The 19,675-nt window shown below is 70.4% G+C and carries 23 protein-coding genes and 1 pseudogene; 17 read left to right on the top strand and 7 right to left on the bottom strand.

Going from position 1 to position 19,675, the window contains the following annotated elements; all coding sequences use genetic code 11:
- The first annotated feature begins 45 nt into the window (after positions 1 to 45).
- Both HNR00_RS18020 and HNR00_RS18015 read left to right on the top strand, forming a co-directional pair.
- The gene (locus HNR00_RS18020; protein WP_183571751.1) at positions 46 to 465 is read left to right on the top strand and encodes an EVE domain-containing protein; all 420 of its coding nucleotides are present in this window, start codon (positions 46 to 48) and stop codon (positions 463 to 465) included.
- Between the two features lie 186 nt (positions 466 to 651).
- Positions 652 to 1,269: a ParB-like protein gene (locus HNR00_RS18015; RefSeq protein WP_183571750.1), complete on the top strand. Its 618-nt coding sequence runs from the start codon at positions 652 to 654 to the stop codon at positions 1,267 to 1,269.
- On the opposite strand, the gene HNR00_RS18010 is transcribed toward HNR00_RS18015, so the two are convergent.
- From HNR00_RS18010 to HNR00_RS17985, 6 genes and pseudogenes are all read right to left on the bottom strand, one after another.
- Entirely contained in the window at positions 1,233 to 1,739 is a 507-nt protein-coding gene (locus HNR00_RS18010) for a disulfide bond formation protein B (protein WP_183571749.1), read from the bottom strand. The two genes, HNR00_RS18015 and HNR00_RS18010, sit on opposite strands and share 37 nt — an antisense overlap.
- The gene (locus HNR00_RS18005; protein ID WP_183571748.1) at positions 1,736 to 2,317 is read right to left on the bottom strand and encodes a YqaA family protein; all 582 of its coding nucleotides are present in this window, start codon (positions 2,315 to 2,317) and stop codon (positions 1,736 to 1,738) included. Before HNR00_RS18005 ends, HNR00_RS18010 begins: the two co-directional genes overlap by 4 nt.
- A gap of 6 nt (positions 2,318 to 2,323) precedes the next feature.
- Complete coding sequence (locus tag HNR00_RS26085) at positions 2,324 to 2,656, bottom strand: hypothetical protein (protein WP_210306540.1); 333 nt, start codon at positions 2,654 to 2,656, stop codon at positions 2,324 to 2,326.
- Positions 2,657 to 2,712: 56 nt separating this feature from the next.
- Positions 2,713 to 3,019 (bottom strand): annotated as a pseudogene (locus HNR00_RS17995) (transposase); the annotation flags it as partial.
- Between the two features lie 171 nt (positions 3,020 to 3,190).
- On the bottom strand, positions 3,191 to 3,547 hold the full coding sequence (locus HNR00_RS17990) for a hypothetical protein (RefSeq protein ID WP_183571747.1): 357 nt from the start codon (positions 3,545 to 3,547) through the stop codon (positions 3,191 to 3,193).
- Positions 3,548 to 3,551: 4 nt separating this feature from the next.
- On the bottom strand, positions 3,552 to 4,850 hold the full coding sequence (locus tag HNR00_RS17985; protein WP_246390774.1) for a sulfite oxidase: 1,299 nt from the start codon (positions 4,848 to 4,850) through the stop codon (positions 3,552 to 3,554).
- 652 nt (positions 4,851 to 5,502) lie between these two features.
- On the opposite strand from HNR00_RS17985, the gene HNR00_RS17980 reads away from it, so the two are divergent.
- From HNR00_RS17980 to HNR00_RS17915, 14 genes are all read left to right on the top strand, one after another.
- Positions 5,503 to 6,273 carry an ABC transporter ATP-binding protein gene (locus HNR00_RS17980; RefSeq protein ID WP_183571746.1) on the top strand — a complete coding sequence of 257 codons (771 nt, stop codon included), beginning with the start codon at positions 5,503 to 5,505 and terminating at the stop codon, positions 6,271 to 6,273.
- A gap of 166 nt (positions 6,274 to 6,439) precedes the next feature.
- Entirely contained in the window at positions 6,440 to 7,264 is an 825-nt protein-coding gene (locus HNR00_RS17975; RefSeq protein WP_183571799.1) for an ABC transporter permease, read from the top strand.
- 222 nt (positions 7,265 to 7,486) lie between these two features.
- On the top strand, positions 7,487 to 8,503 hold the full coding sequence (locus HNR00_RS17970; RefSeq protein ID WP_183571745.1) for an ABC transporter substrate-binding protein: 1,017 nt from the start codon (positions 7,487 to 7,489) through the stop codon (positions 8,501 to 8,503).
- Complete coding sequence (locus HNR00_RS17965) at positions 8,500 to 9,255, top strand: succinate dehydrogenase/fumarate reductase iron-sulfur subunit (RefSeq protein WP_183571744.1); 756 nt, start codon at positions 8,500 to 8,502, stop codon at positions 9,253 to 9,255. Before HNR00_RS17970 ends, HNR00_RS17965 begins: the two co-directional genes overlap by 4 nt.
- Positions 9,252 to 9,581 carry a succinate dehydrogenase gene (locus HNR00_RS17960; protein WP_183571743.1) on the top strand — a complete coding sequence of 110 codons (330 nt, stop codon included), beginning with the start codon at positions 9,252 to 9,254 and terminating at the stop codon, positions 9,579 to 9,581. The genes HNR00_RS17965 and HNR00_RS17960 overlap by 4 nt, the downstream gene beginning before the upstream one ends.
- Entirely contained in the window at positions 9,578 to 9,931 is a 354-nt protein-coding gene (locus HNR00_RS17955; protein ID WP_183571742.1) for a succinate dehydrogenase, cytochrome b556 subunit, read from the top strand. The genes HNR00_RS17960 and HNR00_RS17955 overlap by 4 nt, the downstream gene beginning before the upstream one ends.
- 24 nt (positions 9,932 to 9,955) lie before the next feature.
- Positions 9,956 to 10,828: a fumarate hydratase gene (locus tag HNR00_RS17950; protein WP_183571741.1), complete on the top strand. Its 873-nt coding sequence runs from the start codon at positions 9,956 to 9,958 to the stop codon at positions 10,826 to 10,828.
- 148 nt (positions 10,829 to 10,976) lie between these two features.
- A complete protein-coding gene (locus HNR00_RS17945; RefSeq protein WP_183571740.1) occupies positions 10,977 to 11,588 on the top strand; it encodes a fumarate hydratase C-terminal domain-containing protein in 612 nt (203 codons plus the stop codon).
- Positions 11,585 to 13,321: an L-aspartate oxidase gene (locus tag HNR00_RS17940; protein WP_183571739.1), complete on the top strand. Its 1,737-nt coding sequence runs from the start codon at positions 11,585 to 11,587 to the stop codon at positions 13,319 to 13,321. The genes HNR00_RS17945 and HNR00_RS17940 overlap by 4 nt, the downstream gene beginning before the upstream one ends.
- Positions 13,322 to 13,560: 239 nt before the next feature.
- Entirely contained in the window at positions 13,561 to 13,878 is a 318-nt protein-coding gene (locus tag HNR00_RS17935) for a UxaA family hydrolase (protein WP_183571738.1), read from the top strand.
- A 7-nt stretch (positions 13,879 to 13,885) separates the two neighbouring features.
- Positions 13,886 to 15,166: a UxaA family hydrolase gene (locus HNR00_RS17930; protein WP_183571737.1), complete on the top strand. Its 1,281-nt coding sequence runs from the start codon at positions 13,886 to 13,888 to the stop codon at positions 15,164 to 15,166.
- Positions 15,167 to 15,250: 84 nt separating this feature from the next.
- Positions 15,251 to 16,192, top strand: coding sequence for an NAD(P)-dependent oxidoreductase (locus HNR00_RS17925; protein WP_183571736.1), 942 nt, complete (start codon positions 15,251 to 15,253; stop codon positions 16,190 to 16,192).
- Positions 16,193 to 16,196: 4 nt separating this feature from the next.
- Positions 16,197 to 17,186 carry an Ldh family oxidoreductase gene (locus tag HNR00_RS17920; RefSeq protein WP_183571735.1) on the top strand — a complete coding sequence of 330 codons (990 nt, stop codon included), beginning with the start codon at positions 16,197 to 16,199 and terminating at the stop codon, positions 17,184 to 17,186.
- A 132-nt stretch (positions 17,187 to 17,318) separates the two neighbouring features.
- Complete coding sequence (locus HNR00_RS17915) at positions 17,319 to 18,071, top strand: GntR family transcriptional regulator (RefSeq protein ID WP_210306539.1); 753 nt, start codon at positions 17,319 to 17,321, stop codon at positions 18,069 to 18,071.
- A gap of 27 nt (positions 18,072 to 18,098) precedes the next feature.
- Here the strand turns inward: HNR00_RS17915 and HNR00_RS17910 are convergent, their stop codons facing one another.
- Positions 18,099 to 18,350: a hypothetical protein gene (locus tag HNR00_RS17910; protein ID WP_183571733.1), complete on the bottom strand. Its 252-nt coding sequence runs from the start codon at positions 18,348 to 18,350 to the stop codon at positions 18,099 to 18,101.
- A 135-nt stretch (positions 18,351 to 18,485) separates the two neighbouring features.
- Here HNR00_RS17910 and HNR00_RS17905 point away from each other — a divergent pair, with 135 nt between their 5' ends.
- Positions 18,486 to 19,559 carry a YeiH family protein gene (locus HNR00_RS17905; protein ID WP_183571732.1) on the top strand — a complete coding sequence of 358 codons (1,074 nt, stop codon included), beginning with the start codon at positions 18,486 to 18,488 and terminating at the stop codon, positions 19,557 to 19,559.
- Positions 19,560 to 19,675: the final 116 nt, after the last annotated feature.

Genomic DNA, 19,675 nt, shown 5'->3' with positions numbered 1-19,675 from the left:
GCAATTCCCGTAAGCGGGGGCGTCGTCCACGGAGCCCCCTCCCCCATGGCCCACTGGCTGTTCAAGTCCGAGCCCTCGACCTGGTCGTGGGAGCAACAGGTCGCGGCGGGGGAGGCCGGCACGTTCTGGAACGGGGTGCGGAATCATCTGGCCAAGAACCAGATGCAGGCGATGCGGGTGGGCGAGCGCGGCTTCTTCTACCACTCCAACGAGGGCAAGGCCGTCGTCGGCATCGTCGAGGTGATCAAGCCCTACTATCCCGACCACACCGACGAGACCGGCCGCTTCGGCATGGTCGATGTCCGCGCCGTGGCGCCGATGCCCCGCCCCGTCCCCCTCGACGCCATCAAGGCCGAGGACGCGCTGAAGGGCATGATGCTCGTCGTCAACACGCGCCTCTCGGTCCAGCCCGTGACGGAGGACGAGTGGGCCCTGGTCTGCGCCATGGGCGGCTACGGGCTTTGAGTTTCACACGAATGTGAAGCTCGGCCGGTTGCCCTGGCGCCGGGGCGCACTCGCTTTGCCGCGACACGACCTGCGCCTCGTGCTGGATATGATATCCAGCACGAGACGCTGAATTCTTGTGACGCATCGGCTTTTCCGAAAGCCGGTTCCCACCTTTCGGGCCGATGCTTTGACGGACGAACCCTCATGGCCCCGCGCGAACCCCTGCTCAAACCCGTGCCGATCGCCGAACTGCGGCCGACCCAGATGACGGTCGGCTATCGCGAGGTCGCGGAGAAGCGCCGCCGCTGGCGCGAACACGATGCGGACAAGAAGGCGGCCTTCCTCGGCGCGCACATGATCCCGGTGCTGCTCGGGCCGAAGAAGCACCACTACGTCATCGACCATCACCACCTTGCCCGCGCGCTCCACGAGGAGGGCGTCGAGAGCGTGTTGGTGACGGTGGTGGCCGACCTGCACAAGCTGAGCAAGGACGCGTTCTGGACGGTGGCCGACCACAAGTCCTGGGTCCATCCCTACGACGCCAAGGGGGTGCGGGTTGGCTTCTCGGACATCCCGAAGACGATTTCGGCGCTCGCCGACGACCCCTATCGCAGCCTTGCGGGCGAGTTGCGCCGGGCGGGGGGCTTCGCGAAGGACACGACGCCGTTCAGCGAGTTCCTGTGGGCCGACTTTTTGCGACGCAAGGTGAAGCCCAAGCTCGTCGCCGATGATTTTTCGGCGGCGCTGGAGCGGGCGATGCGCTTCGCCAAGTCGCCGGAGGCCGGCTACCTGCCCGGCTGGTGCGGCCCGGTCGAGGGCTGAGCGAACCCGAGCGCCGCAGCCGCCGCGACGAGGCCGAGGGCAGCGGCGATCAGCGCGTTCCATCCGGCGAGCGAAACGCCGAGGAAGCGCCACGCGGCGGTCGTGCAATCGACCGGCCGCACGCTCTCCAGGCTCTTGAGGAAGTCGCCGACCTCCGCCGGCGCCGCGCCCGAGCCGCCGCCGCAATCGTTGGGTCCGGGCCAAAAAGCCCATTCGGCGCCCGCGTGATAGACGCCGAGCCCGGCCCCGTAGAGCAGCACCAGCGCCACCAGCCCCAGCAGGAACCGCGCCGGCCGCGGCGGCAGGAAGGCGGCGACCAGCGCGAGCGGCGCGGCGAGATAGTAGGGCACCCGCTCGGTCAGGCAGAGCTTGCACGGCACGTAGCCGAAGCCGTGCTCGAACACGAGCGCGGCGCCGACGGTGGCCGCCGCAGCGAGCGCGAGCGCGAGCGCGATGGCACGCAGGCTCACAGCATCACCTTGAAGGCGACGAAGCCGAGGATGATCACCGCGGCGAACAGGCCGGCCACCACGTTGAGATGCCGGTCGAGCACCGCGCGGATGCCGACGCCGTAGCGCCCGAGCAGCCAGGCGAGCAGGAAGAAGCGCGCCCCACGGGTCACCACCGACAGCACGGTGAACCAGAACAGCGAGTAATGCGCGAAGCCCGAGGTGATGGTGACGAGCTTGTAGGGGATCGGCGTGAGTCCCTTCAGGAGGATCACCCAATGCCCGTAGGTGGCGTAGGAGGCCTGGAACGTCGCGGCCTTGTCGGCGAGCCCGTAGAGGTTGAACAGCCACACCCCGACCGAGTCGAACAGCAGCGCGCCGATGGCGTAGCCCACGAGCCCGCCGAGCACGGAGGCGACGGTCGCGATGGTGGCATAGAGCCAGACCCGGTCAGGCCGGCTCACCGCCATCGGCACGATCATGGCGTCGGGCGGCACGGGGAAGAACGAACTCTCAGCAAACGCCACGGCCCCCAGCGCGTAAGGAGCCGAGGGCTTGGCGGCGAGCGCGAGTATCCACTCGTAGAGACGGCGGATCATGGTTCCTCATCCGCGAGAGCATCGGCCCGAAAGGTGGCTTCCGGCTTTCGGAAAAAGACGATGCAGAAACAAGGATCGAGCGCATCGGCCTGGATCCGAGATCCAGGCCGATGCGCGAGCGGGAAGCGCCGCCCTTTCAGCACAGAAGCCGGCGCGAAGCGAGGGCGTGACGGCGCGCGAAAAATTCGCGCTGGCCCTGAACCCTCGGCCTGTGCCGTGAGGCGGAGGCGTCGCGGGTATGGCGGAATTGGTAGACGCGGGCGACTCGTCGTTCTGTTCGAGCAGGATCGCGCCGACGAGGCGGATGATGGCGGCCTCGTTGGGGAAGTTTCCGATCACCTCGGTCCGGCGCTCGATCTCGCTGTTGAGCCCCTCACCCTGAGCCTGTCGAAGGGCTCGGCCATGCGCCGCGGCTCCAGGAAACCGGGGAAGTACGAGCCCTTGCGCAGCTTGGGGATGCGCAGTTCGACCGTGCCGGCCCGCGTCTGCCAGTCCCGGTCGCGATAGCCGTTGCGTTGAACCAGCCGCTCGGCGCTCTTCTCGCCATGGGCCGCCCCGGTCAGGCCGCCCACCTCCAACTCCATCAGCCGTTGGGCGGCAAAGCCGATCATCTCGCGCAGCAGATCGGCGTCGGCACTCTTCTCCATCGGCGGGACCCCATCGTGGCCTGCCACGATGGGCGCCGCTCCCGCGCAGGGCCATCATCTCGTCGGTCATCGGAGGTCTCTCGGGTTCGAGGTTGGTGCTCGCAACCCGACCCTACCCGGCAACCGCCGATGACCACCCCTCAGCTACACCACCGCATGGGACACGACCCCCGAGGGCGGGCGCAGTGGCCGGACCTCGTGCCCATCAACGTTCACCGCACGCGGCCTATTGCGGCGCGAACGGGACTTGGAAACCGCCCGTTCCGGTGGCCCGCTTGGGTGGGTGCGCCCTCGCGAGGTAGTCGAGGACGACCCGGCGCTCGTCGCCTTCGAGCTTGGGCATGCCGTGCTTCTCGGTCATCAGCGTCATGGTCTCGTCCCAGCGCTCTCGGCTCAAGCCCTGGGCGGCGACGAGCCGGTAGGCGTGGCAGGCCGAGCAGGTGCCGAAGGCCTCGTCGCGGCCGGGCGCGGCGGGAAGCGCCTCCGCGCGCTCCTCCCGCGCCGCCGCCTGCTGGGCCGAGGCCGGAATCGGGGCCGCACCGAGCAGGAGCGCGGTCGCGGCGATCAGGGTTCGGTTCGCCATCGGCTCAGCCCACCAGAATCGCGATGCGGTGCTGGGCGTTGCCGCCGTAGCCCTGCGGGTTCCAGTTGGTCGCCAAGGTCGGCTGCGTCCGGCCGTGGACGTCGGTTGCGCGCGCGAAGACCTCGTAATAGCCGTCCGACGGCAGCTTGATCCGCGCGGTCCAGCGATGCCAGTCGTAGCGGTTCTTCAAGGGTGCGATCGTCGCCTCCGTCCAGGTCTGGCCGCCGTCGATGCTGACCTCGACGCGGGCGATGGGGATGTCGCCGCCCCAGGCCGCGCCGCGCAGATCGAGATCGTGCGCACCCGTCGGCAGCCGCGTGCCGTTCGCCGGCGACGTGGTCACGGCCCTCACCGGCATCGACTCGAGGATGCGGAAGGGAACGCCGTCGCCCTTCGAGCCCGGTACAAGCGGCCGCTCGGGCAGCCGGTACGAGTGGCCGGTCATCCCCTGGCCGTCGTGCTCCCGGTCGCGCAGGGTGATCCGCGTCAGCCACTTGTGGGACAGCGAGCCCGGCCAGCCGGGCACCAGTAGCCGCAGGGGGCCGCCATGGATGTTCGGCAACGGCTCGCCGTTCATCGCGAAGACCAGCAGGTTGTGCGCGTCCATCGCCTTCGCGATGGGCATGCCGCGCGACAGGCTTTCCTTCTTGGCATCGCCCGAGAGATGCGGGTCCGCACCGTGATGGGCCGTGTACCGCGCCGACGGCTTGACCTTGGCCGCCCGGAGCACCTCGCCGAGGGGAATGCCGGTCCATTCCGCGCAGCCGGCGCCGCCGTTGGTCCACTGGTTGCCGCGGGCCGGCGGCTGGAAGGACGAGCGGCCGTTGCCGCCGCATTCCAGCACCATGCGGAAGGTTCTGGGCGTGAAGCGCTCCCTCAACTCCTTCAGCGAGAGGGTCAGAGGCGCCTCGACCTCGCCGTCGATCGTCAGCGACCACGCGTCCCGATCCGCCGCCGGCTCCGGAATCTGCCCGTTGCAGCGGATGAAGAACTTCGCGATCGGCGTGGTGTCGTCGTCGAGCAGATGCGCTGGCGTCTCGGCCACCAGCGGCCGGTCGCCGAGCCCCGTCAATCCGGAATCCTTGCCCTCGTAGGCGAAGGCGGCGGGCTCGGCCGGGCCGGCCGCCTTCGCGGCCTCGGAGGGCTTTGACTCCTGCGCGCCCGCGGGAGCGGCCGTCACGACGCTGCCGGCCCCGAGCGCGGCGCCGGCGAGGCCGGCGCCCGCAAGGAAGCCGCGCCGGTCGAGGCCGACGGTGCGCGCCGGAATGATCGGTGCGTCGTCGTTCGTCATCGTCATCGTCATGGCATCCTCCCTCTGATCGTTGCGGCGATCGAGCGGAGTGTGCCCTCCGCTGCGATCCATCCCGGTCGGCCGAGCCGTTGAGATTGGCGAGGACGCAGAACGGCGCTCCTCCCTCGCGAAAGGCGTGATCCGGGATCGCTCCAGCCGGCCCGGGGGTGGAGGGGAACCTCGCGGACCGACAAGACTCGTCGACCACGCGGGCGGAAGCCTCCCGGCTCCGTCGTGACACGCCTGGTTCGAGCGCGCTCCATCGAAGACAGGACTGCCGATGGGTTTCGCGGCCGGTCCGTCGGCGATGGGACGGGACTCGAGGCACGGTCGAGGATCCGTCACGGGCGCGTCCTCGTCAAGCGAATCCACTGCAGTCTTGTAAATGATATATGATCTTGATGATCGGGCCCGAGTCTGCTATCACGTTAGGGGCATCATGGCCCTGGCGTGCGGCCTGCGCCGTGGAGGCCGGCCGCGGCTTCGCCAACCGTTGCCGGACATCGTCCAGGCCCGTTCACGGCCGTACCGCACACCGATTCGGCGGATCACCCACGAAAGTTTAAAATAATCGCCGCGGCATCCTGCATCGCCGCGGCACGGATCAAGACAAGACATAGCTCGCAAAAGATCGCGGCCTAAGCCGCGGCGCAGGGAGGAGCGTATGGGCTTGAATCAACCTCTGTTGGAGGTCGACGGCGTCACGCTGCAATACAAGACGCCGCATCACCTGATCACCGCGACCTACCGGGTCAGTTTCGATGTCCTGCCGGGGGACCGCTTCGTTCTGCTCGGCCCCTCCGGTTGCGGGAAGTCGACGCTCCTGAAGGCGGTGGGCGGCTACATGCCGCCGACCGAGGGCGAGATCCGGCTGAAGGGGCAGGCCGTCACCGAGCCGGGCCCGGACCGGATGATGGTCTTCCAAGAGTTCGACCAGCTCCTGCCCTGGAAGACGGTCAAGCAGAACGTCGTCTTCGCCCTCGAAGCCTCGGGTCGCCTCACCGGCCGCGCCGCCGAGGAGCGGGCGATGGCCTATATCGACAAGGTCAACCTCACGAAGTTCGCCGACAGCTTCCCGCACATGCTGTCCGGCGGGATGAAACAGCGGGTCGCGATCGCCCGCGGGATGGCGATGGAGCCCGACATCCTGCTGATGGACGAGCCCTTCGCCGCGCTCGACGCGCTCACCCGTCGGCGGATGCAGGACGAGCTGCTCGCGCTCTGGGACGAGACCCGCTTCACGGTCCTCTTCGTCACCCACTCGATCCCGGAAGCGATCAAGATCGGCTCGCGTATCCTCCTGCTCTCGCCCCATCCCGGCGAGGTGAAGGCCGAGCTGAACAGCGTGGGCGCACCGGGAGAACAGGCGCGTCTGGAGAACCGCATCCAGCAGATGCTGTTCTCCGAGGAGATCGAGGAGGCGGAGAATGTCTAGGGCGCTTTCCGACGAAGTGGATGCCGGTTCGTCGAAGGGAAGCGCGGCACCACAGAGATTTCGAGATGCGTCCCGACCCAACGTGGTCGGGCACGGCTCCGGCGCGAATGCCTTCGCCGCGACTGCGCCCGTGGGCCCGTCGCGTCCCGAAATCGTCCGCGACCGGATGTCCGCCCAGGGCGGCACCATCGTCGAGAAGCCGCTCTCGACGCCGGAACGGCTCTACAACCAAGCCTGGCTGCGCAAGATCTTCATATTGGTGGTGCTGGCCTCGATCTGGGAGATCTACGGGCGCACCCTCGACAACGACCTCCTGTTCCCGACCTTCACCGCGACGCTCGCGGCGTTCTTCCGCGGCGTGGCGGACGGGACGCTGCCGCTGCGGGCCTGGGGGTCGGTGAAGATCCTGCTCGTCGGCTACGGGATCGGGATCGTGCTCGCCACGCTGCTGACCGGCCTCGCCATCGCCTCGCGGATCGGCACCGACTTCCTCGAGACCATGACGTCGATGCTCAACCCGCTGCCGGCGATCGCGTTGCTGCCGCTGGCCCTGATCTGGTTCGGCCTCGGCAACGGAAGCCTCGTCTTCGTGCTGGTGCATTCCGTCACCTGGGCGATCGCCCTCAACACCCATTCCGGCTTCCTCTCGGTGAGCCGGACGCTGACGATGGTCGGGCGCAATTACGGCCTGAGCGGCGCGGGCCTGATCCGGAAGATCCTGATCCCGGCGGCCTTTCCCAGCATCCTGACCGGCCTGAAGGTCGGCTGGGCCTTCGCGTGGCGCACGCTGATCGCCGCCGAACTCGTCTTCGGCGTCTCCTCGGGCTCCGGCGGCCTCGGATGGTTCATCTTCGAGAACAAGAACATGCTCGACATCCCGAACGTGTTCGCCGGGCTGCTGACCGTGATCCTGATCGGCCTCGTCGTCGAGAACCTGATCTTCCAGACGATCGAGCGCCACACCATCCGGCGCTGGGGCATGCAGGCCTGACGCCGCCGCATATCCCGCTGCATCCCTGACCTCCCTCGTCGTCCCGGGGCGCTCCGACGCGCCTCGGGACGACGTTTACCGTCGAAGCCCCGGCCCCGGATCGCCGATCCGAAACGAGTCATGTATATGACACCTTAATGTTGACAGCCCTCGGGACGGGCGTATCCTCGACGCGACGCTGACGGACACGACAGATCGGCGCGAGAACCGGTGAGGAACGCCATGACGGCACGGAGCATCGTCCGGCTCGTCGGCACGGTCGCGGCCATGTGGGGGGCGCTCGGCGCGGCCCGGGCCGAGGTATCGACCGTCCGGCTCGCCAAGCAGTTCGGGATTTCCTACCTGCCGCTGACCGTGATGGAGGAGGAAGGCCTGCTGGAGAAGCAGGCCAAGGCCCGCGGCCTCGACATCAAGGCGGAGTGGCTGCGCTTCACCGGCGGTTCCGGCATGAACGAGGCGCTGCTCTCGGGCAACCTCGACCTCGCCTCCGGTGGCGTCGGCCCGTTCCTGACGATCTGGGGCCGGACGCAGACCAACATCAAGGTGAAGGGCGTGGCGGCGCTCAATGCGATGCCGCTCTGGCTGGTGACGGTCAACCCGGACGTCAAGTCGATCAAGGATTTCGGCCCGAAGGACAAGATCGCGCTGCCGACCGCCAAGACCTCGATCCAGGCCATCACCCTGCAGATGGCCGCCGAGCAGGCCTTCGGGGCGGGCCAGCAGGCCAAGCTCGACCCGCTCACGGTCTCGATGGGCCATCCCGACGCGCAGACCGCGATGATGGGCGGGCGCTCGGAGATCACGGCGCATTTCGGCGCGCCGCCGTTTCAGGAGATGGAGCTGAAGGACCCACGCGCCCGCAAGGTGCTCGACAGCTTCGACGTGATGGGCGGCCCCCACACCTTCAACCTCGTCTGGGCCTCGGGCCGCTTCGTGGCGGCGAACCCGAAGGTCACCGCGGCCTTCCTCGCCGCGCTGGAGGACAGCCTGAAGCTGATCCGCGACGACCCGAACCGGGCCGCCGCGCTCTGGATCAAGGCCGAGGGGGCGAAGCTCTCGCAGGACGAGGCCGTGGCCATCATCCGTGCGCCGCAGAACGAGTGGACGACGGCGCCCAAGCGCATGCTGGACTATCTCGCCTACATGAACCGCGCCGGGCTGGTCTCGGCCAAGGCGAGCGCCGAGAGCGAGCTGTTCTTCCCCGCCCCCGAGGGCGCCCCGAAGGAGGCCGCGCGGTGACGGCGCCCGTCGACCACGCCGCGGTGGCAGAGGGCGCGACCGAGGCGCTGCGGGTGCGCGTGCGGCGTGGCGACGGCGTGCAGGACTACGCCGTGCCGCGGCGCGCCAACCAGACCGTGCTCGACGTCGTCACCGAGATCCAGCGCGAGCAGGACCCGACGCTGGCCTACCGCTTCGCCTGCCGGGTCGGCATGTGCGGTTCCTGCGGCATGACCGTGAACGGGCGCCCGCGCTGGACCTGCCGCACCCGCGTCGCCGCCGTGGCGCCGGAGGGGGCCTTGCTGCTGGAGCCCCTGCGCAACCTGCCGGTGGTGAAGGATCTCGCCGTCGATATGGAGCCCTTCTTCGAGAAGTGGCGCCGCGCCCACGGCTCTTTCGATCCGGGGGAGAACCCGCCGGACGATTTCGCGGCGGTGCTGCCCGATTCCGCCGAGCGCCGGGAGGCGGATGCCGGCATCGAGTGCATCAATTGCGGCGTCTGCTACGCGGCCTGCGATCTGGTGACCTGGAACCCCGACTATCTCGGGCCGGCGGCGCTGAACCGCGCCTGGACGCTCGTCAACGACGTGCGCGACCGGGGACAGGCGGCGCGGCTCGACGCGGTGGCGGGCGATGCCGGCTGCCATTCCTGCCACAGCCACATGAGCTGCACCGAGCACTGCCCGAAAGCGCTCAGCCCGACCTTCGCCATCGCCGGCCTGAAGCGCGAGACCGGCAAGGCGGCGCTCCGCCGGCTCTGGAGGCGCGGATGAGCCCGCTCCTCTACCTCGCCCAGCGCGGCACCGCCGCGATCCTGGCGCTCACGGTCGCGGTCCATCTCGGCACGATCCTCTACGCCGTGCGGGGGGGGCTGACGGCCGGCGAGATCCTGGGCCGGACGCAGGGCCATCTCGGCTTCCTCCTGTTCTACGCGGTCTTCGTGCTGGCGGCGGCGATCCACGCGCCGATCGGCCTGCGCAGCATCCTGCGGGAGTGGACCGGCTGGCGCGGACGCTCCCTCGACATCGCCATGCTCGCCCTCTCGGCCCTGCTCGCCGGGTTGGGGCTGCGGGCGGCGCTCGCGGTGTACGGAGCATGAGGACCGGCATCACCCACGCCCCCCACCGCCGGCCGGGCTTCGCCGCCGCCCTGATCCACCGGCTCTCCGGCATCGCGCTCGCCTTGTTCCTGCCGATGCACTTCGTCGCCCTCGGCACCGCGCTGCAGGGCGCCGACCGGCTGGAGAGCTTCCTCGGGCTCACCCACAACGGCTTCGTGCGCGTGGCCGAGTGGGGCCTCGTCTGCGCGCTCGCCGTCCACATGGCGCTCGGCCTGCGCGTGCTCGCGATCGAGTGGCTGAGCTACCGCGAGCGCACCGCCCTCGTCGTCTCGGGCTGCCTCGCGACCTCCTTCGCGGTCGGCCTCCTGTTCCTGCTCAGCGGGGCCTGACCGCCCGCCATCCGGAGATCCGCCATGGAGCTCGACCTGCGCGAATTCGAGGAGGTCTGCCGCGACCTCTACGTCCGGGCCCTGAAGATCCTGCCGCCCGACATCAAGGCGGGTTTCTCGGAGTTGCAGCGGGCCGAGACCAGCGCGACGGGCCGCGCCATCCTCGACACGATGGTGGAGAACGTCGCGGTCGCCGAGCGCACCAAGAACATCCTCTGCCAGGACACCGGCATCCCGATCTACAACATCCGCATCGGCCGCGGCGTCGCCTTCGACGGCGCGGACCTCAAGGCCGCGATCCGGCGCGGCTGCGAGCGGGCGACCAAGGAATTCTCCCTGCGCTCCTCCGTGGTCCATCCGATCACGCGCAAGAACGAGCAGACCTCCTGCGGCATCCGGGTGCCGATCATCCATGTCGATTTCGACGAACGTCCCGAGACCGTCGCGGTCGAGATGATCCCGAAGGGCTCGGGCTCGGAGAACGGCTCCTTCCTGCAGATGCTGCTGCCCTCCGACGGGATCGGGGCGGCCAAGCGCTTCGTGATCGACCGGGTGATCGAGCTCGGCGGCCGGGTCTGCCCGCCGACCATCGTCGGCGTGGGATTGGGCGGGACCTCGGATCTCTGCATGCACCTCGCCAAGGTCGCGGCGACGCGGCCGCTCCGCTCGGTCTGCGCCGACCCGGAGGGCGCCCGGATCGAGGCGGAGCTGTCGCGGGCGGTCAACGAACTCGGCATCGGTCCGCAGGGACTCGGCGGGCGCTCGACCAGCTTCGCGGTCCACGTGGAACTGGCCGCCACCCACATCACCCAGAACCCGGTCGCCGTGAACATCCAGTGCCACTCGGCCCGCCGCGCCCGCGCGACGATCACGCCGGGCGGCATCGCGTTCGACTGATTCCAAGCTGCACGGAACCGGACCGATGGTCCCGTTCCGTGCGTCCGGCGGACGGCCGCCGCCGCGCAGTCGCGCGGGCAATCGACGACGAGTCAGGATCATCGTCGATTGGGACGCGTTCCGCCGCGCTTCGACTGAGGAGGCCCCCATGGCCCACCACGTCCTCGACATGCCGGCCGGGGAGCCCGAGATCCGGGCGCTGCGCATCGGCGACACCGTCACCCTGCGGCGCTGGCTGTTCGGCATCCGCGACGCCACGCTGATCCACATGTTCGACCGGGACCGGCGCACCCGGCTCGACCTCGCCGGGCACGCGGTGATCCACACCGCGCCCAACGTCCACCGGGTCGCGCCCTCGCCCGAGGCGCCGGTCGGCTACGCGCCGTTCTGCATCGGCACCACCACCTCGATGCGCATGGAGCGCTTCACCGACGCGCTGATGGCGCGGGAAGGCGTGCGCCTCATCGTCGGCAAGGGCGGCATGGGGCCGGCGACGTCGAAGGCCTTCGCCGAGCGGGGCGGCGCCTACCTTGCCATCGTCGGGGGTGCGGCGGCGCTGGAGACCACGTGGATCGAGCGCATCGAGGACGTCGACATGGACGACCTCCATCCCGAGAGCCTGTGGCGCTTCGCGATCCGCGATTTCGGGCCGCTCTTGGTCGGCATGGATTCGCACGGCGGCTCGCTCTTCGCCGAGGTGCAGCGCGACGTGGCCAGCCGCCGCGACGCCGTGCTGGCCAGCCTGGAGGAGGCCCGATGAGCCTCGCTGCGGACCTTTTGCAGGTCGAGACCGACATCCTGATCCTGGGCTCCGGCGGGGCCGGGCTGTTCGCGGCGCTCCACGCCAAGAAGACGGCACCGGACCTCGCGGTGACGGTCGCGGTGAAGGGGCTGCTCGGCAAGTGCGGCTGCACCCGCATGGTCCAGGGCGGCTACAACGTGGCGCTGGCGCCGGGCGACTCGGTCGAGCGCCACTTCATGGACACGGTCGAGGGCGGCAAGTGGCTGAACGACCAGGCGCTCGCCTGGACGCTCGTCACCGAGGCGCAGGTGCGCATCCGCGAACTGGAGACCGAGCTCGGCTGCTTCTTCGACCGCAACCCGGACGGCAGCGTCCACCAGAAGGCCTTTGCCGGACAGACCTTCGACCGCACGGTGCACAAGGGCGACCTCACCGGCATCGAGATCATCAACCGGCTCTCCGAGCAGGTCTGGCGGCGCGACGTGAACCGCCTGGAGGACCACCGGGCGCTGGAACTGATCCCGGCCCGCGACGGCTCGGGGCTTGCCGGCGTCCTGATGCTCGACATGCGCTCGGGCGAGGCCAAGCTGGTGCGGGCGAAGGCCGTGCTGCTCGCCACCGGCGGCGGGCCGACCATGTACAAGTACCACACGCCCTCGGGCGACAAGTCCTGCGACGGGCTCGCCATGGCTTTGCGCGCCGGGCTGCCGTTGCGCGACATGGAGATGGTGCAGTTCCACCCCACCGGCCTGCTCGCCGGGGCCGGCACCCGCATGACCGGCACGGTGCTGGAGGAGGGCCTGCGCGGGGCGGGCGGCTGGCTGCTCGATGCGACGGCTGAGCGCTTCATGGAGGCCTACGACCCGCGCGCCGAGCGGGCGACGCGCGACGTCGTCAGCCGCTCGATCATCCGCCGCATCCGCGACGGCTACGCCACCCCGAACGGGGGCGTGCACATCCAGATGAGCCATCTCGGCCCGGAGGATGTCCGCCGCCGCTTCAAGGGCATGGTCGAGCGCTGCGCCGATTGCGGCTTCGACCTCGCGGGGGGGCTCGTCGAGGTGATCCCGACCGCCCACTACATGATGGGCGGCCTCCAGTTCGCGGTGGACTGCACCACGGCGCTGCCGCGCCTCTACGCGGCGGGCGAGGATACCGGCGGCGTGCACGGGGCGAACCGGCTCGGCGGCAACGGCGTGGCGAACTCCACCGTGTTCGGCGGGCTCGCCGGCCAGTCCATGGCCCGCGCGGTCGCCCGCGGCGGCGGCCTCGCCGATCCCGATCCGGACGCGGTCGAGGCCGGGCTCGCCCGCGCCTTCGGGCCGCTCGGCCGGCCCGAAGGCGAACTCCCGGCGATCCGCGAGGCGCTCTACGAGACGATGTGGGCCGATGTCGGCATCCTGCGCGACGAGGCCGGGCTGAGGCGCGGGCTCGCCGCCCTCGACGGCCTCGCCGACGCGGTCGCCCGCGCGGGCGCCCCGGACGGCGACCGCCGCTACGCGCTCACCTGGATGGACCGGCTGAATCTGGAGAACCTCGTTCTCGTCTCGCAAGCGATCGCCCGCGCCGCCCTCGCCCGCACCGACAGCCGCGGCGCGCATTTCCGCGAGGACCATCCCGAGACGTCGGACCTCGCCACCTCCGCCTACACGGTGGTGCGGCGGCAGGGCGAGGCCTTCGCGATCGCGATGGAGCCGGTCGCCTTCACCCATGTGCGGCCGGGCATCTCGCTCCTCGACACGGCGGCCTGAGGGAGGACCGTCGCGCTCGCATCCGGCCACCCACCTTGCAGGAACGGCCATTTTTGGAATAATTCTTATATAAGACATATGGCTACGAACAAACGTTTGCTGGCGAGACGTTCCTCACCGTGGGTCAAACCGGGCCACCCATCGACGCAGCCGTCTCACCCTTGACGCTTTTGATATGATAGGTCTTATATAAGACTAGTCGCCGCCAAGAGACGACGATCAGCCAGCAGGAGGACCGCATGAGCAGCCACGCCGAAGCCGGCGCGGGACGCCGCAAGCCGCATCTTCTCGCCCATTCCCCGGACGACAACGTCGCCGTCGCGGTGATCGAAGGCCTCTCGGCCGACACCGACGCCTTCGGGGTGGTCACCGAGAACGACTCCACCTTCGAGGTGCATGTCCGGCACGACATCCCGATCGGCCACAAGGTCGCGCTGACCGACCTCAAGGCGGGCGATACGGCCATCAAGTACGGCCAGGACATCGGCAAGGTCATCAAGGACGTCGCCAAGGGCGAGCACGTCCACGTTCACAACGTCAAGACGAAGCGCTGGTGAGGTGACGATGTTCAGGGAATCCGCTCGGCTCGAACACGAGATCGCCACGCCCTTCGTCGGCGGCGCTCCCGATCAATTCGCCACGAAGGCGCTCTCGACCGACCGCGCCTCCGCCGATCACGAGGCCGCCACCTTCATGGGCTGGCGCCGCGAGAACGGCCGCGTCGGCGTGCGCAACCACGTTGTGCTGCTGCCGCTCGACGATCTCTCCAACACCGCCTGCGAGGCCGTGGCCAACAACGTGAAGGGCACGATGGCGCTGCCCCACGCCTATGGCCGGCTCCAGTTCGGCGAGGATCTGGCGCTGCATTTCCGCACCCTCATCGGCATCGGCTCGAACCCGAACGTCGCCGCCGTGGTGGTGATCGGCATCGAGGACCAGTGGACCAACCGCGTGGTCGAGGGCATCGCCCGGACCGGCAAGCCGGTGGTCGGCTTCGGCATCGAGGGCCACGGCGACATCGCCACGGTGGCCAGGGCGAGCTACCAGGCCAAGCGCTTCGTGCAATGGGCGACCGAGCTGGCCCGCGAGGAATGCCCGATCTCGGACCTCTGGGTCTCGACGAAGTGCGGCGAGTCCGACACCACCACGGGACTGGCCTCCTGCCCCACCGTCGGCAACATGTACGACAAGCTGATCCCGCACGGGATCTACGGGGTGTTCGGCGAGACCTCGGAGATCACCGGCGCCGAGCATCTCTGCCGCGAGCGGGCGGCGAGCCCGGAAATCTCCGACAAGTGGTACGCCATGTGGAAGGCCTACCAGGACGACGTGATCGAGGCCCACAAGACCGACGACCTCTCGGACTCGCAGCCGACCAAGGGGAACATCGCGGGCGGGCTGACCACGATCGAGGAGAAGGCGCTCGGCAACCTCGAGAAGATCGGCCACGAATGCCGCTACATCGACGCCCTTCAGCCGGCGGAAAGCCCGGCCAAGGGGCCCGGCCTCTACTTCATGGACACCTCCTCGGCGGCGGCCGAGTGCGTGACCCTGATGGCGGCGGCGGGCTACGTGGTGCACACCTTCCCCACGGGCCAGGGCAACGTGATCGGCAACCCGATCGTCCCGGTGATCAAGATCACCGGCAATCCCCGCACCGTGCGCACCATGGGCGAGCATATCGACGTCGATGTCTCCGGGGTGCTGACCCGCGAGATGACGATTCCGCAGGCCGGCGACGCCCTGATCGACATGGTGGTGCGCACCGCCAACGGCCGCCTCACCGCGGCCGAGTCGCTCGGCCACCGGGAGTTCGTGATGACGAAGCTCTACCGAAGCGCCTGAGGACGGGGGCATCGACCCTCCCCCTCCGCGGGGGAGGGCGACCGCGCCGTTCGACGTTGCAGGACCAGTTCCACGGAACCCGCCATGCCCAAGGTCGTCGTCAGCGAGTTCATGGACGAGGCGGCCATCGCCGCCGAACTCTCCGGCTTCGAGGTCCTGTACGATCCCGGCCTCGTCGACCGGCCCGAGGCGCTGGCCGCGGCGCTGGCGCGCGCCGACGCCTTGATCGTGCGCAACCGGACCCAGGTGCGCGGCGCCCTGCTCGACGGCGCCCCCGACCTCAAGGTGGTCGGTCGCCTCGGCGTCGGCCTCGACAACATCGACGTCGAGGCCTGCCGCGCCCGCGGCATCGCGGTCTACCCGGTGACGGGCGCCAATGACGGGGCCGTGGCCGAGTACGTCGTGGCCTGCGCGATGCTGCTCCTGCGCGGCGCCTACGGCGCGAGCGCCGCTGTCGCGGCCGGTACGTGGCCGCGCAACGCCCTGATGGGCCGGGAGATCGGGGCCAAGCGCCTCGGCCTCGTCGGGTTCGGCGCCATCGCCCGCGAGACCGCCCGCCGCGCCGCGGCACTCGGCATGTCGGTCGCGGCGCACGATCCGTTCGTCGCCCCCGAGGATGCGGCCTGGAGGCCGGCCCATGGCCCGGTCGCGCGCGTCGCCCTCGACGCGCTGCTCGCGGACAGCGACGTGCTCTCGCTGCACGTGCCGCTGACCGAGGGAACGCGCGGCCTGATCGATGCGGCGGCGATCGCCCGGATGCCCCGCGGGGCGGTGCTGATCAACGCCGCCCGCGGCGGCATCGCCGACGAGGCGGCGGTCGCGGCGGCCCTGCGCTCGGGCCATCTCGGCGGCGCGGCGCTCGACGTCTTCGCCCGCGAGCCCCTGGACGGGGAGGCCGGCGCCGTCTTCGCGGACGTGCCGAACCTGATCCTGACCCCGCACATCGCCGGGGTGACCCGGGAATCGAACGTGCGCGTCTCCGCCGTCACGGCGCGGGCGGTGCGCCGCCACCTCACGGGGAGCTGATCCCATGCCGACGGTCTCCCTCGCCGAGGCGGAAGCGCTCGCCGCCGACGCCCTCGTCCGCTGCGGGACGGCGCCGGCCGCCGCAGCGAGCGTCGCCCGCGCCCTGGTCGGCGCCGAGGCGGGCGGGCTGAAGGGGCACGGCCTGTCGCGGGTGGCGCCCTACGGCGCGCAGGTGCGCGTGGGCAAGGTCGTCGGCGACGCGCTGCCGCGCCTGGAGCGCCCGCGGCCGGGCCTGCTCGCGGTGGACGCCGCCCACGGCTTCGCCTATCCGGCCATCGATCTCGCTCTGGAGGCGCTGCCGGACCTGGCCCGCCAGCAGGGCATCGCCGCGGCCGGCATCCGCCGCTCGCACCATTGCGGCGCGGCCGGCCGCCCGGTCGAGGCGCTGGCCGAGCGCGGCTGCGTCGCCCTCCTGTTCGCCAACACGCCGGCCGCGATGGCGCCCTGGGGCGGGGCCCGTGCGGTGTTCGGGACCAACCCGCTCGCCTTCGCCTGCCCGCTTCCGGGCCGGGCCCCCGTCGTCGTCGATCTCGCCCTGTCGAAGGTGGCGCGCGCCACCATCGTCGGGGCGGCCAAGCGCAGCGAGGCGATCCCCGAGGGCTGGGCCCTCGACGCGGAGGGGCGCCCCACCACCGACGCGAAGGCCGCGCTCGCGGGCACGATGGTGCCGCTCGGCGACGCCAAGGGTACGGCGCTCGCGCTGATGGTGGAACTGCTCGCCGCGGGCCTCGTCGGGGCGCGCTTCGCCGGCGAGGCCTCGTCCTTCCTCGACGCGGACGGGGACCCGCCGGGCACGGGCCAGCTCATCGTGGCCCTCGACGCGGCGGCCCTGAGCCCGGACGGTCCGGAGCGCTTCGCCGCGCTCGCCGCCTCCATCGAGGCGCAGGACGGCGCCCGGCTTCCGGGCGCCCGTCGCCTCGCGCTGCGCCGCCGGGCCGCCGCCGAGGGTCTGGACCTTCCGGACGCGCTGCTCACCGAGATCCGGGCGCTGTGAAAACGATCGCCTGTGCGGAGGAAAAACCTGCGATTGCTCCGCTGCGCAGGCCGACGTAAGCCAGGGGAGGGAGAGGTGCTGGACACATCCTTCGACGCTCTGCCCGCAGATGGGGCTCGGCGTCGTCACGGCATGGAACGGTCAGGGGACGGGCAGGCGGGTTCGGGGAGCGGCAACGCGGTCGGCTTTCGGCCGCTCTACCGGCAAGTCTACGACACGCTGCTGAAGCGCCTCGCCGACGCCGTGTGGCAGCCCGGACAGATCCTGCCGAGCGAGGGGCAACTGGCCGCCGAGCTCGGCGTCAGCCAGGGCACGGTGCGCAAGGCCCTCGACGCCCTCACGGCCGACAGCCTGCTGGTGCGCCGCCAGGGCCGCGGCACCTTCGTGGCCGACCACGACGACAAGCAGAGCGTCTTCCGCTTCTTCAAGCTGCGCCCGGACGGCGACGGCACCGGCATGCCGACGAGCCGGGTGCTGGCCATCGCCGAGGCCACCGCCAGCGCGGACGAGCGCGGGCGCCTCGACCTCGTGCGGACCGCCCGCGTGGTGCGGATCGAGCGCGTGCGCTCCATCGACGGACGGCTCTGCGTCAGCGAGACGATCAGCGTGCCGGCGAGCCTGTTTCCCGGCATCGCGGGCCTCGAACTGCCCAACACCCTCTACAGCCTCTACGCGATCCGCTACGGCATCACGATCGCGACCGCCAACGAGCGTCTGAAGGCGGTGGCGCTGGCGGAGCGGGAGGCCGGGCTGCTTGCGGTGGCGCAGGGCACGCCGGCGCTGGAGATCGACCGCGTCGCCGTCGATCTGGAAGAGCGGCCGGTCGAGTGGCGCCTCTCGACCTGCCTGACGCAGGACGTTCACTACCGCTCGGTCCTGCGCTGACCGGGGCACGATGCCCCGCGAAGTATCCTAGCGGATCTGGATCGCGGCGGGCGCCTGGGCCTGGACGTGGGCCGCGGCCGTCTCGCTCCCCGGCGCGGCGGGCCCGGCACCGAAATGGATGCGCCCCACGACGAAGAGGAGAGCCAAGCCCCAGAAGACCACGACGGCGACGTTGCGCGCCCGATGCTTCACCGGCGCGGCCGCGTCGACGCAGCGCGAATCGACCGGCTCACCGAACGGATCGAAGGCAGACGGCGACAGATCGGAGGGCGTGCGCATGATCGCGAATATCGCGTTCGCGACAGCCTCCAGCAATGGACGCGACGTTTCGATTTTTCGCTGGAATGGGGATGTTCGTTCTTTCATGGATGCGCAAAGAAGAACTTTCTTCCCTCGCCTCGGGAGACCGGCTCCATGAGCGCCGAAGCGCCCGCGAAGGCCGCGCGGCCCGCCGTGCTCGTCGGCCGATCCTCCTCGCTGCTCCCCGGTCTCCTGGTCTGCCTCGCGATCACGGTGGCGGCGCTCGCTGTGCAGGCGGTGGAGGAACACCTCACCGGCCATCCCTATATCGAGGCCCTGGTCATCGCGATCCTGCTCGGCATCGCCCTGCGGACGGTCTGGGTGCCGGGCGAGCGCTTCCGCGCCGGGATCGCCTTCTCGGCCAAACAGGTGCTGGAGGTGGCCGTCGTGCTGCTCGGCGCCTCGATCAGCCTCGGGGCGATCGTGGCGTCCGGCCCTGCGCTTCTGACCGGCATCGTCGCGACCGTGCTGCTGACGATCGGGGCCAGCTACGGCATCTGCCGCGGCCTCGGGCTGCCGACGCGCATGGCCATCCTGGTGGCGGCCGGCAACGCCATCTGCGGCAATTCGGCCATCGCCGCGGTCGCCCCGGTGATCGGCGCCGAGGCCCGCGACGTGACGGCCGCGATCGCCTTCACCGCCGTGCTCGGCGTCCTGATGGTGCTCGGGCTGCCGCTCGTCGTGCCGCTGATGGGGCTCAGCGAGCACCAGTACGGGGTGCTGGCGGGACTGACCGTCTACGCGGTGCCGCAGGTCCTCGCCGCCACCGTGCCGGTGGGGTTGCTCGCGACCCAGGTCGGGACGCTCGTCAAACTCGTCCGGGTGCTGATGCTCGGCCCCGTCGTGGTCGTCTTCGCCCTCATCGCCCCGCATCTCCCGAGCGACGGAGCGACGGGCAAGGCCGGCCCGCGGCGGCTCGGCTTCGCCAAGCTGGTCCCGTGGTTCATCCTCGGCTTCCTGGCGCTCGCGATGCTCCGCTCGCTCGGCCTCGTGCCGGAAACGATCCTGCCCCCGATCAGGCGGGTCGCGGGCGTCCTCACGGTCGTCTCGATGGCCGCCCTCGGCCTCGGCGTGGACGTCCGCGTCCTGGCCCGCGTCGGCGTCCGCGTCACGCTGGCCGTCACCGGTTCCCTCGTGCTCCTGCTCGTCGTGAGTCTCGCTCTGATCCGCGTGCTCGGCATCGTCTGACCGCCCCACCGTTCCCATCCCGCGCCCACGGGATCGCTCCTCCGCCGGGCCTCTGCTCGGCGGGAGGCACGGTCGGCGCGGGGCAGCGTGCGGCGATCACCCCGGCGGTGGCGGAT

This window comes from Methylorubrum rhodinum (assembly GCF_014199935.1).
In the GTDB taxonomy this organism is placed as follows: domain Bacteria; phylum Pseudomonadota; class Alphaproteobacteria; order Rhizobiales; family Beijerinckiaceae; genus Methylobacterium; species Methylobacterium rhodinum.
This window is presented reverse-complemented; position numbering and strand designations above follow the sequence as displayed.

Excerpts from the sequence above, each read along its gene's own strand:
- HNR00_RS18020 (WP_183571751.1), top strand. The coding sequence starts at position 46 with ATGGCCCACTGGCTGTTCAAGTCCGAGCCCTCGACCTGGTCGTGGGAG.
- HNR00_RS18015 (WP_183571750.1), top strand. The coding sequence starts at position 652 with ATGGCCCCGCGCGAACCCCTGCTCAAACCCGTGCCGATCGCCGAACTG.
- HNR00_RS18005 (WP_183571748.1), bottom strand. The coding sequence starts at position 2,317 with ATGATCCGCCGTCTCTACGAGTGGATACTCGCGCTCGCCGCCAAGCCC.
- HNR00_RS17990 (WP_183571747.1), bottom strand. The coding sequence starts at position 3,547 with ATGGCGAACCGAACCCTGATCGCCGCGACCGCGCTCCTGCTCGGTGCG.
- HNR00_RS17985 (WP_246390774.1), bottom strand. The coding sequence starts at position 4,850 with ATGACGATGACGATGACGAACGACGACGCACCGATCATTCCGGCGCGC.
- HNR00_RS17980 (WP_183571746.1), top strand. The coding sequence starts at position 5,503 with ATGGGCTTGAATCAACCTCTGTTGGAGGTCGACGGCGTCACGCTGCAA.
- HNR00_RS17975 (WP_183571799.1), top strand. The coding sequence starts at position 6,440 with ATGTCCGCCCAGGGCGGCACCATCGTCGAGAAGCCGCTCTCGACGCCG.
- HNR00_RS17970 (WP_183571745.1), top strand. The coding sequence starts at position 7,487 with ATGACGGCACGGAGCATCGTCCGGCTCGTCGGCACGGTCGCGGCCATG.
- HNR00_RS17960 (WP_183571743.1), top strand. The coding sequence starts at position 9,252 with ATGAGCCCGCTCCTCTACCTCGCCCAGCGCGGCACCGCCGCGATCCTG.
- HNR00_RS17955 (WP_183571742.1), top strand. The coding sequence starts at position 9,578 with ATGAGGACCGGCATCACCCACGCCCCCCACCGCCGGCCGGGCTTCGCC.
- HNR00_RS17950 (WP_183571741.1), top strand. The coding sequence starts at position 9,956 with ATGGAGCTCGACCTGCGCGAATTCGAGGAGGTCTGCCGCGACCTCTAC.
- HNR00_RS17945 (WP_183571740.1), top strand. The coding sequence starts at position 10,977 with ATGGCCCACCACGTCCTCGACATGCCGGCCGGGGAGCCCGAGATCCGG.
- HNR00_RS17940 (WP_183571739.1), top strand. The coding sequence starts at position 11,585 with ATGAGCCTCGCTGCGGACCTTTTGCAGGTCGAGACCGACATCCTGATC.
- HNR00_RS17935 (WP_183571738.1), top strand. The coding sequence starts at position 13,561 with ATGAGCAGCCACGCCGAAGCCGGCGCGGGACGCCGCAAGCCGCATCTT.
- HNR00_RS17930 (WP_183571737.1), top strand. The coding sequence starts at position 13,886 with ATGTTCAGGGAATCCGCTCGGCTCGAACACGAGATCGCCACGCCCTTC.
- HNR00_RS17925 (WP_183571736.1), top strand. The coding sequence starts at position 15,251 with ATGCCCAAGGTCGTCGTCAGCGAGTTCATGGACGAGGCGGCCATCGCC.
- HNR00_RS17920 (WP_183571735.1), top strand. The coding sequence starts at position 16,197 with ATGCCGACGGTCTCCCTCGCCGAGGCGGAAGCGCTCGCCGCCGACGCC.
- HNR00_RS17915 (WP_210306539.1), top strand. The coding sequence starts at position 17,319 with ATGGAACGGTCAGGGGACGGGCAGGCGGGTTCGGGGAGCGGCAACGCG.
- HNR00_RS17910 (WP_183571733.1), bottom strand. The coding sequence starts at position 18,350 with ATGCGCACGCCCTCCGATCTGTCGCCGTCTGCCTTCGATCCGTTCGGT.
- HNR00_RS17905 (WP_183571732.1), top strand. The coding sequence starts at position 18,486 with ATGAGCGCCGAAGCGCCCGCGAAGGCCGCGCGGCCCGCCGTGCTCGTC.